This is a genomic window from Brevibacillus sp. YAE8 (assembly GCF_057543335.1).
Window position 1 is genome coordinate 519,997 of sequence record NZ_BAAIYG010000001.1, and the last position, 12,786, is coordinate 532,782.

Consider the following 12,786-nt stretch of genomic DNA (forward strand, 5'->3'; position numbering starts at 1 on the left):
CCTGTCTCTCTCACAACTTTATATCAGTGGAAGAAGCGGGATAGCTCTCCACGAATCAATGCGTCCTCGCCTGGGCGGGCAGCATTGCGATACATGATCTGTTGTCTGAGCAACTGGTGCAGTTCCTTGTCAGACATGTCCTTGCGCTTGCCTTCGGACGTTTGCGTAATCTCCGTCGGCTCGGTGACCGGTTCTTGCAGCTTCAGCACTTGCTTGATGCCGGCAATGTTGAGTCCTTTTTCGATCAGTTCCTTGATCTCCAACAGTCGGTCTACATCATTGAAGGAGAAAAGCCGCTGCTTCCCTTCCGTGCGAGCCGGTTGAATCAGGTCATTTTGCTCGTAGTAGCGAATCTGTCTCGCAGTGAGATCGGTCAGCTTCATGACGATCCCAATGGGAAAGAGGGCCATATTCCGGCGAAGGTCATCACTCATGACTTGTCCCTCCTCTATCGTTATCCTTATGCCTTATTTTATGCAAAAGCATAAACACTGTCAACGGATGTTAGAAAATATCACGCAGAAAGTGACCCGCATTGGTAAAAATCCACGTTTGTCCCGCGCTGCCAGGCACTCGAACCCCGGCGCTTTCGCTTAAAACCGCCTCATGAGGACATTGAGCCGCTTGCTTCCTGCGGGGAGCTACCCGCTCTCCGGCGTGTCAGCCGCAAAAAAACGGCATCCCCTGCGTAGAGAATGCCGTCTCGTCTATGACCGCGCCGTCGCTTGTGCCCGGTTTACTTTTCAGGCAGGTCGAGCAAGCCTTTTTCCAGCATGCCGTTCAATGCCGTTAAAATCCCCACTTTGACGTGCGAATACGTCAAACCGCCCTGCACGAAGCCGAGGTACGGGGGACGAATCGGGCCATCTGCGGAAAACTCGATGCTCGCCCCTTGAATGAACGTCCCCGCAGCCATGATGACCGGGTCTGCGTAGCCGGGCATTTCGCTCGGATACGGCGTCACGTGTGAGTCGACCGGGGCTGCCTTTTGAATCCCTTGGCAAAAGGCAATCAGTCGCTCGGCACTGCCAAAGGCGACAGACTGAATCAAGTCTGTCCGCGGCTCGTGCCAGAGCGGGTTTGTCTGAAAGCCGAGGCGCTCCAAGAGAGCCGATGAAAACACCGCGCCTTTGAGCGCTTCGCCGACGACGTGCGGCGCCAGGAAAAAGCCTTGGTACATTTCCAGCAGCGAGTACAGCGAAGCTCCGCCCTCCGCACCGATGCCTGGCGCTGCCATCCGGTACGAAGCAAGCTTGACGAGGTCTTCCCGGCCGACGATGTAGCCGCCCGTTTTGACCAGCCCGCCGCCCGGGTTTTTAATCAGGGAGCCGGCCATGATGTCCGCGCCCACGTGCAGCGGCTCCTGCTCTTCCGTAAATTCGCCGTAGCAGTTGTCGACAAAGACGATCACATCCGGCTTCATTTCTTTGACAGCGCGAATCATTTCCCGGATTTTGGCGATCGTGAAGGACGGACGATCCGCGTAGCCGCGCGAACGCTGGATGCCGATTACTTTTGTATTCGGCGTGATCGCTTGCGCTACCGCGAGAAAATCAATCTCGCCCTCAGGCGTCAGCGGCACGAAGCTGTACCCGATGCCGTAGTCTTTGAGCGAGCCTTGCCCTTCACCGCGCACCCCCACGACCTCCTCCAAGGTGTCGTACGGTTTGCCCGTGATGTAGAGCAAGTCGTCGCCAGGACGCAACATGCCGAACAAGGAAATGGCAATCGCGTGCGTGCCGGAAATAATGTGCGGCCGAACCAGTGCCGCCTCTCCGCCAAAAACGTCTGCGTAGATTGATTCCAGCGTAGCCCGCCCGGAATCGTCGTAGCCGTAGCCGGTTGACGGTGAAAAGTGAAACTCGTTTACTTCATGCTTTTGAAAAGACCGCAGCACCTTCAACTGATTGGTGTCCACGAGCGCGGAAATTTGACGATGTCTTTCGGAGATCGTCGCTTCTACTTCCAGTACGAGCGGACGAAGCTTTTCTCCGTGGGAAAAGTATTGAAACATCTGCTATCTTACCAACTCTCTTCAACAGTCTCTGGTTTGTCCAGGAGAAAAGGAGCGATCTTGCCGTAGATCGGATTGTCCCGGTTCACGCGCACGGTGACCAGGTACGATTCTTCCTCTTCGCTAAATTGCTGCTCCATCTCCACGCCTTCGCGGTGCAAGAGCGACAAAATGTCCCCGCGCTCGACCGGGACGCGCAACTTCATTTCATTATAAGAGGAAAGCACAAATTGTTCGATCCTCGCCAAAAGCCGTTGCTGATCTTCTTCGCGAATGGCAGAGACGAGAATGGATTCGTCTGCATGCGGCAGGTAGGCGCCTTCGGTCAGCAAGTCCGCCTTGTTGAATACGACGAGCTGCGGGATTTCTTCTGCTTTCAGCTCGCGCAAAATTTTGTCCACGACTTCCATGTGCACGCGCAAATCCGGGTGGTGGCTGTCGACGACATGCAAAATCAGGTCGGCTTCCTTCACGCCCTCCAGTGTGGAGCGAAAAGCGGCGACAAGGCTCGTCGGCAAATCTTGAATGAAGCCGACTGTATCCGTCAGCAGCACTTCCAGGCCGCTCGGCAGCACGAGCTGGCGGGTCGTCGGGTCCAGCGTGGCAAACAGCTTATCTTCCTGCAACGTGTTGGCCTGTGTCAACTGGTTGAGGATCGTCGACTTGCCCGCGTTCGTATAGCCGACCAGCGCAATCTGGAACACGTTGTTTTTCTTGCGGCGTTCCCGATGGAGCTGTCTCGTCCGGACCGTGTCGTCCAACTGCTGCTTCAGCTCGCTGATCCGCTTGCGAATGTGGCGGCGATCGCTTTCCAGCTTGGATTCACCCGGACCGCGCGTCCCGATTCCGCCCCCGAGCCGGGAAAGCTGCTTGCCCTGGCCCGCAAGACGCGGCAGCAAATAGTTGTACTGGGCCAGCTCGACCTGAATCTTCCCTTCGCGCGACTGCGCTCGCCCCGCGAAAATATCGAGAATGAGCTGGGTCCGGTCAATGACCTTGCAATCAAAAATTTTGTCCAGATTGCGCGTCTGACTCGGGGACAGCTCATCGTTGAAAATGATGACGTCCACATCCAGCTCATGCGCCTTTTCGGCAATTTCATCAATCTTGCCCGTCCCCAAATACCAGGCAGAGTCGATTCGATCTCTGTTTTGCGTCACGACATCGAGCACTTCGACGCCAGCCGTTTCAGCCAGCTCGTGCAGTTCTTCCATGGAGAGACGCGTCCGTTCCTCATCACGGCCATCCAGGTAGCACCCGACCAAGATCGCAGTTTCTTTTGTTTTGATAAGTTCGTTCACCGATTCACGCCCTTTCTTCTCCCTATCATACCACATTTTGCCCATTTCGTTACGGTCGCGATGCACCCCGCCCCTATTCGCTACAGAACAAAGCGCAGGGTTAGAAAACTTGGCTGCGCCAAGCCTTTGGTGCAGCTTTAGTTGCCCTTATACTGGATAAGAAGCTTCTAGAATTCTTATCTGTAAAAAAAATCCCCCGCAGCGGAGGGATCGGATGGATCGTGGAGAAGTCACACTTGAAAGTCCTCGGCTCTTAGCCGCTGCAGCTCTTCCCGCGTCAGCTCGTTTGCTTTCATCAGCCGGACCGCCTGCACCCGGATCGCTTTCTCGATGCAATTGCGCACGAACCGAGCGTTGCTGAAATTTTGCTGGAACGGGTCATTCACGATTCCGGTCAGCAGACGGCGGATTTTTTCTTTCGCTTCTCTCGTCAGCTCAAAATCCTTTTCGCGGGTCATCAGAGTGGCGATGTCCAAAAGTTCTTCCACACTATAATCGGAAAAGTTGATGTGAACCGGAAAACGGGAAGGCAAGCCGGGGTTCAGCTCCAGAAACTGCTCCATTTCGTCGTTGTACCCGGCAATAATACAAATGAAATCTTTGTTCGAGTCTTCCAGCGCTTTCGTCAGGCAGTCAACCGCCTCCTTGCCGAAGTCTTTTTCGCCCCCTCTGGCCAACGAATACGCCTCGTCGATAAACAAAATGCCGCCGAGTGCCTTTTTGACCAGTTCCCGCGTTTTTTGCGCCGTATGGCCGATAAATTCACCGACCAGATCGGCCCGCTCCACTTCGATCAGATGGCCTTTGCTCAAGATGCCCATTTCGCGGAACATTTTGCCGAACAAACGGGCAACCGTCGTCTTGCCCGTGCCCGGGTTGCCTTTGAACACCATATGAAACACTTGCTTTTCAATTTTCAGGTGATGCTTTTCCCGTTCCTTGTTGATTTTTATCAGCGCGTAAATCTCATACATGGTCTTCTTCGCTTCTTGCAGACCGATCAAATTTTCAAGCTCATCAAACAAGGAGGCCAATTCGCTGGGTGCGGATGCATTTACGTATTCGGGCAGCGTTTCGGGCTTCTTGATGGATAAATCGTTGCGTTTGAAAACGACTTGAATCCTGTTTGAGTTGGAAGAGGTGGAAGCAGAGCTGGGATCAATGGAGAGACTGCTTTCCGAATGTCTCATGTTCGGTCACCTGCCTTTGTGCATCACTCTAAACGTTCGTTCGTCCCTGCCTGTCAGTCCTTACAGATGCGCAGCCATGCTTTATGTTCAAAAGTGTCATCCAGTTTGGGCCAGTGCGAATACATGCTTTTTCAGCCATACATTAATATACTCAGAAGCTAGGCAAACCTGCCCTATTTTTTCAAACCTGGCCGATTCGCCAGCGGAGCAAGCAGACAAATCCCGAGCAGGCTTCCGGACAGAAAAGGAACGACCTGCTGCAACGGATGAATCAGGGGAGACACCCCTTTCACGAAAAAGGCATGCCAAACGACGACGCCCAGTCCGATTACAGCCACTCCTAGCCAGAACAGCCCTTTTCCGTACAGCGTGGCCTGTTTGATCTCGACGTGATCGTTCTTGCGTCCGGTGCGCCAGAGCACAAACGCGATGGCAAGCCCGCCCAGCAGCGTGCTGCCGTGCTGTAGCAGCTTGTAGACAGGCACGTCGAGAAAAAGGAGCGGGATGCGCTGTTGCAAAAAAGCGAACCGTTCGACCATGCTGCCTCCGTCGTGGGTAAAAGCATCCCAGGCGATATGGCTGTAGCTTCCGAGCAGCGCGGAGTAAGCGAACACTACCAGCGATACCCACGTCCGCCTGCGGCTTCGTGTCTGCGGCCGCCCGCTCGCCAAGCCTTTTGCCGCCCACAGCGGCAAAACGGCGAGCAGTCCTTTTTCGACGATGTAGCGGTACAAAACATACAGGACGATCACGAGCGGAAGATCAACGCAAAACAGGCCAAGCAGCGTGTGGCTGTAGACGCTGTACGGCTGCATGCGCAAAAAATATTCAAAATCCGGCGCCATGCTGCCAAAGACGAGAGCCGGAAAGGATACCCAGCCCAGTCTGCGCAGCGGCAGGACGATCGCCGGGTGCGAAAAGGTAAACGGCATGAAATCACTCGCTTTTCTGTTTGGTGGTTGCTTGTCTTTTCTATTAGAAAAAGACGCGGCAAGCAAGCCAATGGCTACACTTGCGAAAAAAAGCCCGGCCGAAGCGACAATACCATCTGTCACTACGAGCCGGGCCTTCCCGTACAGCTATTGCTCCTTCGGAAGCAGGACAGCGACCACTTGCTTGCCGCTTACTTGAATGCCTTTTTCCTGCACGCCGCAATGCGCAAGCTCTTTTACGAGTTGCTCGATCAATTTTTTCGCTTCCTGGCTTTCTTTTTTCTCCAGGCGCACGGTCAATTGCACCGCGTCCCCTGCCGCGAGAATTTTTTCCGCTTGCCGTTTTTTCGTATCGTAGTCGTGCTCTTCGATATAGGCGCTCAAGCGAAGCTCCTTTACTTTTCTGCCTTTTTCCTCTTTGCGCTGCTTGGCCTTTTCGCGGTTGAGCTGCTCTTTATAGTTCGTGCGGCCAACCAACTGGCACGGCGGCGGGCTTGCGGCGAGCGAAAGGCAAACGAGGTCGACGCCCTGCTCCTTCGCCATTTGCAGCGCGACTTTCGTGTCGACGATCCCGAGGTCCTCTCCGTTCACGCCAGTCAGGCTGACTTCCGCCGCTTTTATTTTTTCATTCTAAATCATCGCGTTGTCACCTTGTCCTTTCCTGTTTCGGAATGGTTAGTTTCTACAACCGCTACTTTCTCTCCTTCCTTCGGAGACAACATTCTTTTACTCCCTCATGACGAACGTGCTTCGTTTTTGTATAATAGATCAGTATTGACTGTGGATTGAGAATCATTTACATTAATTTTTAGTTAGCCAGCTAACAAAACGGGGGTACTTTGGTGGAATTTGATTATTCTACTGCTTTGACACATGCGATGGGCCATGTGATGAAGCTTCATAAGAAAAACGTTGAATATCTCATTCAAAACTACGACGTCTACCCAGGGCAGCCGATTCTCCTGATGCGTCTCGCCAAAACAGACGGCTTGATGCAAAAGGAGCTGGCCCGACGTATCCAGGTAAAACCCGCAACGCTTACGGTCATGATTAATCGCATGGAAAAATGCGGGCTGGTTGAACGGCGCGCCGACGAGCGCGACCAGCGCATCTCCCGGGTTTTCCTCACCGACAAAGGGCGGCTGGCGACAAAAGCCGTCAAGGAAGCGCTGCGCATTCTCGAACTGAAATGCTTCGAGTGCTTTACAGACGAAGAAAAAATCGTCTTGCAAGGCATGTTGGAAAGAATGCACAACAACCTGCAAACCTTTTACCTGGAAAATACGGAGCCATCTGCTGAACCAAACGAGTAGCCAGGCGTTGTCGCTCTCCCCATTCCACAAGAGAAAGGTTTGAACATTCCTTTGAACTGTGTAGCCAAAGAACTGGATTCCTCGTCACTTGCCGGCAGCAAGTCGCGCCGTCTGTGGATCGCGACCATTTTAGGCTCCCTCTCGGCATTCGGCCCGCTGTCGCTGGACATGTACTTGCCGGCTTTGCCGCTGCTCGCAGATGACCTGCATACGAGCACCTCACTGGCCCAGCTCAGCCTCACCGCTTGCCTGATCGGGCTTTCGGTCGGTCAGCTTTTTGCCGGACCGATCAGCGACGTGCGCGGGCGGAGAATGCCGCTTTTGATCGGACTGATTTTGTATGCCTTGTCTTCTTTTTTATGTGCGGTTGCGCCTTCGATTTACACGTTTGTCTTTCTTCGTTTTGTTCAGGGGCTGGCCGGCTCGGCGGGGATTGTCATCGCCCGCGCGACTGTTCGCGACCTGTATTCCGGGACCGAGCTGACCAAATTTTTTGCCCTGCTAATGCTCATCAACGGGATCGCGCCGATTGCCGCGCCGATTGTCGGCGGTCAACTGCTGGAATTTACTACCTGGCACGGCGTCTTTGTCGCGCTCGGGCTGATCGGTGCCATCATGCTGCTTGTCGTCGTGCTTGGCCTGCCTGAGACGTTGCCCGTCCATCGCCGCTCCAAAGCCGGGATTGGCAACACGCTGAAAACGTTTGGCGGACTGCTGAAAGACCGGGTATTCATGGGCTACGCCTTGTCGCAAGGCTTGGTCACAGCCGCGATGTTCGCCTACATTGCAGGCTCGCCGTTTGTCTTCCAGAAAATTTTTGGCGTCTCTCCGCAAGGCTTCAGCATGATTTTCGCCATGAACGGGCTCGGAATTATTATTGCCAGTCAAATTACCGGAAGGCTCGCAGGAAAAGTCAAGGAAACGAAACTGTTCGTCACCGGCATCTCACTGGCCGCAGTCGGCGGTGTTGCCCTGCTCGCTATGATCTTGCTCCAGGCCGGGCTGGTCGCTGTCCTCGTTCCGCTGTTCTTCGTCGTATCGAGCGTCGGGATCGTCGGTGCGACAGGCTTTTCGCTGGCGATGCAAAACCAGAGCAAGGCCGCAGGCAGCGCTTCTGCCCTGCAAGGTCTGCTCTCCTTCATCAGCGGCGGAATCGTCGCGCCGTTGGTCGGGATTGGCGGAGAAGGCACAGCCGTTCCGATGGGGATCGTCATCGCGCTCGCTACACTCGGCGCCATCCTCTGCTACCTCCTGATGATTCGCAGGAAGACGGCGGCATAAAAAGCTTTTCCTGCCAGACGAGGACGCTTTGCCAGTCCTCGGTTTTTTAACCCCCTATTTACGAACAAACGTTCTTTATGGTACAATCTGGATATGGAGAAGCCGCTGCTTTTGCTCCCTCCATAAACAAGCCCATATCCCAAGGAGATGATTCCTCAATGACTTTGCGTTTGATCCCTTATCTCGTCCTGAACGGAACAGCAAGTGAAGCAATCGCCTTTTACGAACAAGCACTGGGTGCCGAAGTGCTGTACAAGCAGACCTTTGGCGAAATGCCGGAAAACCCTGAGTACCCTTTGCCTGCGGAAGCGAAAAATCTCGTGGGACATGCCACCCTCAAAATTGGCGAGAGCCATCTGATGCTTTCCGATACGTTCCCAGGACAGCCTCACCAAGTAGGCGATCAGGTGACCATTTGCATTTCCATAGGGGACAAAGCTGATGCGGAGCGCATCTACGCCACACTCCAAGAGGACGGGCAAGTACATATGCCTCTGCAAGAGACATTTTTCAGCCCTGCCTATGGCAGTGTGCGCGACAAGTTCGGCATTACCTTCCAGATTTTTACTGAAGACAAGCAATAACTGCTCCTTAGCTTGTAGATTGTAAAGGGCCAGACCAGAGGGCCAGTCGAAACGCGCGAAAACGTGTGTAGACTGGCCCTCGTTTATTTTGGCGAGCAATCTCGGTTAGCTACGGAGGCACCGCGCCCCTGCTGCTACTGCTTTTTCTTCTGGTGATATCCGCGTTCTCCGTACGGCTGAAGCTTGTCGAGCCATTTTTGCTCCATTTTCTCAAGCTCCTCCTTTTCGTCAAAGTATCCCTCTTCCTTCTTCTTCAAAACCTCCAGCACTTCACAGACGAACGCCTCTTCTCCGTACTCGTCCCACTCGCTTTGAAGCTGTTTGTTCATATGGGAACCGAGTTTAAGCGTGAACAGCTTTCCGTTCATCGTTTTCAGATTGCGGGTGCTGCAAATCCACACTTTTTGATTTCGGGTGTTTTTAATTTGATACACCCCTGCCTCTGTCTTCGCTTCTTTAAACGTCTGTTTCAGTTCATCTTTTCGCTTCATAGTTTCTCCTCTCTTTTCGCGCCGCTACACCTGTAGCCTGTATTCGACTTCCTGTGCGATTTTCGAAAATAAGCTTCGCCTGGCTTCCGTCTCGACAAAGGAGACGGTCCAGGAAACCGGGAAGAAAAAACAACAAACATTTTGCGGTTTGGTTTGTATAATAATAAACACAAAACAAAAATGTTTGTCAATCCTAACAAAAACTGTTGCTTCGCGATGAAATCTCCGCTACACTTTGCAGTAATTTCGAAAAGGAAAGAGGGAAAGAAAATGAAACTACCAACTACTTCACAACACAAGCCTGTCGTCGTGTCAGAAAACTACGATCGGGTTGACGGCCGTTCTGCCAGAAATACGGATGTCAAAGCGCTTTCGCTTGGCTTGGCTGCGAAAAACGACACCGGCAAAGTCGCCATCGCTGCCAAAGCATGGAAATCCACAGGCGAAGCCTGGTCGACGGAATCGGAGGAACTCCCGCTCCATCGCATTCTCGATCTGTCGCTGCTCGTTTGCCGCACGTTGAACCATTTTCGCGAGGCATACAGATACGAGCATTTTTACGACCCGCAAAAGCCCGTTATCGACAGGATTGCTCTGCAAGGCGATGCGTTGAACGTGGCGATCTGCACGGACAATGACACGCTTCATGACGATATCAAGCAATTCAGCCGCGTGTTGAGCGAAGACGATGAACTGATAGGCGAACGTCTGCGCGCATTAGCGAGACTATTAAAAGATATGGGGTATTGACATTGTTCAGGAATCCTTATGTACGAACGATTATCCTTTCCCGCGTGCTGTTGCAGTTGGGCATCTGGGTCCGGAATTTTGCCGTTCTGCTGTTCGTAAGCGAATGGACGAACAACAATCCTGTTTACGTATCGCTGATCTCGGTCGCAGAGTTCGCTCCGATCTTTTTGTTTGGGCTGATTGGCGGAACTTTTGCCGATCGCTGGCAGCCAAAGCGGACGATGGTCTGGAGCGATCTACTGTCTGCCCTGTCCGTGGGTGCGGTGCTGCTCGTGCTGATAAACGGCGGGTGGATTGCCCTGTTCATCGGAATGTTTGTGTCGGCCAGCTTGTCCCAATTTTCGCAGCCTTCCGCCATGAAACTGTACAAACGGCACGTTCCGGCAGCGCAACTGCAGAGCGTAATGGCACTGTCGCAAACGTTAGTCGCGATGTTTATGGTTTTAGGCCCGGTCATCGGCACGTTTATTTACTTGCAGTTTGGCATGACTGTCTCTCTCCTGCTGACTGCTGTCCTGTTTCTGGGCTCTTCGCTCATTTTGATGACACTGCCTCGCGACTCGGCGGAAGAAAAGCCGGATGAGGCCGGCGGCTTTATCGCAGAGTTACTGGCCGGACTGCGCTATATCGGCGCCAATCAATCGTTGCGAACACTCTGCCTGACTTTTTCAGCCGTCGGGTTGGCATCTGGACTGACACAGCCGCTCCAGATTTTCCTCGTGCTGGAAAACTTGCGACAGGAGCAATCCTTTCTGCAATGGCTTGTCATGACCAACGGAGCAGCCATGCTGATTGGCGGAGCTGTCCTTATCGGTTTCGCCAAAAAGGTGCAACCTCAGCTTTTGCTCTTGGTCGGCCTGCTTGTCACGGCCGTATGTACGATTGGCTTGGGGAGTTCGACCGCGATTGGGCTGACGCTCGTTCTCTTGGTAATCAGCGGCTTCTTTTTCCCATGCATTCAGAGCGGAATCCAGACATTGCTCGTCCGCAACACGGAAGGCGCCTTGATCGGCCGCGTATCGGGCACGATCACGCCTGTTTTCATGGGGATGATGGTCATCGGTATGTCCGTGTCCGGCTATCTCAAAGAGATGTTCTCCCTTGGCGCGGTCTATGCCGCAAGCGGAGGATTCATTTTCGTCGGTGCGGCTCTGCTGCTCCCCCTCGTCGTGGAGAAGAAGCGCAGGGGCGAGAATCGCACCACATAACTACGATTCGGAGGAAAAGAAAATGACGGAAAACAGTCTCTATCATTTGTCACCGGACAGACAGTTGACGGATAATGAAGCATTTATTGAAGCTTGCAGCGGAACAAACCGTGGGGGAAACTGTCGAGTACCGCTTTTACCCTTCCGAAATCGTCAGGGCCTATCAAAAGGGATATTTATTGGAAATTCAGGAACCGAACGTTATTCGTGACGCTGCGGTGTTAATGGCGTTAAACTCTGCCCTGGAACTGGATGGCAGCCCGGTTTTCATGACGAGAAGATGCTGGCCGTATTGGCGGATGTGATTCTGCTTTTGGACAAAACCGCACGGGCTAACGCGATCAAAGGCGTGGCGGGAATGCGCTCCTTCTTCTACTGGGCAGATGCCATCGCCAGCGGAGCTTCCGCAAAACAATCGCTTTACCACAAGATCATTTACAAAATAACGACCGACTCGGAAGAAATTCGGCTTCTGGAAGAAGCACTTATCCAGCAAGGATTATTCGCCAGCTTAGAAGCAGTCTCTCTGGAGCTAAAAAAAACGAGAATCTCCGGATGCTATCGAAATCAAGACTTCGGGAGAAATAGACGACACGGCTTTTGACAGGGACAACGGCTTGGCTGAAAAAGGAATCGCCCTGAAAAAATCAGCCGACAGCGACGACAACGGCTCTTCCTATATGGCGGATGATTTTGCCCATACAAAAACCTCCACTTCGGGAGCTCCCCGCTATCATCAGGCCAATCCAGCGCCTTTGCAGGAGGATGAAAAACAAAAGGAACGCGACTTCCGTAAAAAGCTGAATCAAGCGGCAAGAGAAGTCGTTGCTGATTCCATCCATAAAAAAGTAAAGCTGATTGTGCACCGTCCGGACTACGATCAGGAGGACCAACAGGAATACGTCCGTCTGAGCAAAGAACTGATGCCGATCGTGCAACAGCTTGCCAGAAAAACATTGCCCTACCTGGAGCATGAGCTGGCTTCCGACTTTTCGCGGAATCGTTACTATGGCAGCAAGTTTCAGGCAGACAGCGTCGCTTACAGGGATTACAAATATTTTGCCAAAAAGCGCCCGCCTTCTGAATCCCCTTCGCTGGTAGTGGGCCTACGGGTAGACGAATCCGCCTCCATGTCTGCCTTCGGGCGATTGGAAGCAGCCAAGCGGGCCGTCATCGCGGTGTATGAATTTTGCCAGCTCTGCCAGATTCCTGTTTTGATCTTTGGCGATACCGCGGATGTTTCCCGCTTGGAGCAAATGTCCATCTTCGCCTATGTAGACCTGGACAAACCGGACGCGAGCGACCGTTTCCGACTGATGCAAATTCGCGCCAGAAGCAATAATCGCGATGGAATGGCTCTGCGAATTATGGCGGAACGGCTGGCCGCTTGCCCACAGCAGACCAAGCTGCTCATCAGCATCAGCGACGGGCAGCCGAAAGCGATGGACGACTATACCGGAAGCTATGCCGTTGCCGACATGAAGCAAACGATCCAGGAATACGAACGAAAAGGAGTTGCCTTTCTTGCCGCCGCAATCGGCCAGGACAAGGAGGTGATTAGCGGCATCTACGGCAAGGAACGTTTTTTGGATATGACCAACCTTCACGAGTTCCCTGCCAAGCTTGTGCGGATGATCGCCCGCTATCTGTAGCTTTTCATAAACAGGTTTGCCGCAAAGGCTTTCCGTGCAGACGCTGAAAGCCTTTTGTGGCGCCTTTTCC

The 12,786-nt window shown here is 53.2% G+C and carries 14 protein-coding genes; 7 read left to right on the top strand and 7 right to left on the bottom strand.

Going from position 1 to position 12,786, the window contains the following annotated elements:
• Positions 1-23 precede the first annotated feature (23 nt).
• From AC27IT_RS01960 to infC, 6 genes are all read right to left on the bottom strand, one after another.
• Entirely contained in the window at positions 24-434 is a 411-nt protein-coding gene (locus AC27IT_RS01960) for a MerR family transcriptional regulator (RefSeq protein ID WP_005835664.1), read from the bottom strand.
• A 302-nt stretch (positions 435-736) separates the two neighbouring features.
• Entirely contained in the window at positions 737-2,014 is a 1,278-nt protein-coding gene (locus AC27IT_RS01965) for a methionine gamma-lyase family protein (protein WP_007786938.1), read from the bottom strand.
• An 8-nt stretch (positions 2,015-2,022) separates the two neighbouring features.
• On the bottom strand, positions 2,023-3,315 hold the full coding sequence (hflX, locus tag AC27IT_RS01970) for a GTPase HflX (RefSeq protein ID WP_025846016.1): 1,293 nt from the start codon (positions 3,313-3,315) through the stop codon (positions 2,023-2,025).
• 230 nt (positions 3,316-3,545) lie between these two features.
• On the bottom strand, positions 3,546-4,505 hold the full coding sequence (locus AC27IT_RS01975) for an AAA family ATPase (protein ID WP_005835660.1): 960 nt from the start codon (positions 4,503-4,505) through the stop codon (positions 3,546-3,548).
• A gap of 173 nt (positions 4,506-4,678) precedes the next feature.
• Positions 4,679-5,437: a DUF4184 family protein gene (locus tag AC27IT_RS01980; protein WP_007786934.1), complete on the bottom strand. Its 759-nt coding sequence runs from the start codon at positions 5,435-5,437 to the stop codon at positions 4,679-4,681.
• A 147-nt stretch (positions 5,438-5,584) separates the two neighbouring features.
• Positions 5,585-6,028: a translation initiation factor IF-3 gene (infC, locus tag AC27IT_RS01985; RefSeq protein WP_487091552.1), complete on the bottom strand. Its 444-nt coding sequence runs from the start codon at positions 6,026-6,028 to the stop codon at positions 5,585-5,587.
• Positions 6,029-6,279: 251 nt separating this feature from the next.
• On the opposite strand from infC, the gene AC27IT_RS01990 reads away from it, so the two are divergent.
• From AC27IT_RS01990 to AC27IT_RS02000, 3 genes are all read left to right on the top strand, one after another.
• Positions 6,280-6,750, top strand: coding sequence for a MarR family winged helix-turn-helix transcriptional regulator (locus tag AC27IT_RS01990; protein ID WP_005835655.1), 471 nt, complete (start codon positions 6,280-6,282; stop codon positions 6,748-6,750).
• A 51-nt stretch (positions 6,751-6,801) separates the two neighbouring features.
• Entirely contained in the window at positions 6,802-8,031 is a 1,230-nt protein-coding gene (locus AC27IT_RS01995; protein ID WP_487091578.1) for a multidrug effflux MFS transporter, read from the top strand.
• Positions 8,032-8,189: 158 nt separating this feature from the next.
• Positions 8,190-8,615: a VOC family protein gene (locus AC27IT_RS02000; RefSeq protein ID WP_221843347.1), complete on the top strand. Its 426-nt coding sequence runs from the start codon at positions 8,190-8,192 to the stop codon at positions 8,613-8,615.
• Positions 8,616-8,749: 134 nt separating this feature from the next.
• Here the strand turns inward: AC27IT_RS02000 and AC27IT_RS02005 are convergent, their stop codons facing one another.
• Positions 8,750-9,106, bottom strand: coding sequence for a GIY-YIG nuclease family protein (locus tag AC27IT_RS02005; protein WP_007786929.1), 357 nt, complete (start codon positions 9,104-9,106; stop codon positions 8,750-8,752).
• Between the two features lie 270 nt (positions 9,107-9,376).
• Between AC27IT_RS02005 and AC27IT_RS02010 the strand changes: the two genes are divergently transcribed.
• From AC27IT_RS02010 to AC27IT_RS02025, 4 genes are all read left to right on the top strand, one after another.
• Positions 9,377-9,856, top strand: a complete 480-nt coding sequence (locus AC27IT_RS02010; RefSeq protein ID WP_290426165.1) for a DUF6530 family protein — start codon at positions 9,377-9,379, stop codon at positions 9,854-9,856.
• 2 nt (positions 9,857-9,858) lie between these two features.
• Positions 9,859-11,064, top strand: coding sequence for an MFS transporter (locus AC27IT_RS02015; RefSeq protein WP_487091553.1), 1,206 nt, complete (start codon positions 9,859-9,861; stop codon positions 11,062-11,064).
• 280 nt (positions 11,065-11,344) lie between these two features.
• Entirely contained in the window at positions 11,345-11,668 is a 324-nt protein-coding gene (locus tag AC27IT_RS02020) for a hypothetical protein (protein WP_025846027.1), read from the top strand.
• A 13-nt stretch (positions 11,669-11,681) separates the two neighbouring features.
• The gene (locus tag AC27IT_RS02025) at positions 11,682-12,716 is read left to right on the top strand and encodes a vWA domain-containing protein (RefSeq protein ID WP_487091554.1); all 1,035 of its coding nucleotides are present in this window, start codon (positions 11,682-11,684) and stop codon (positions 12,714-12,716) included.
• Positions 12,717-12,786: the final 70 nt, after the last annotated feature.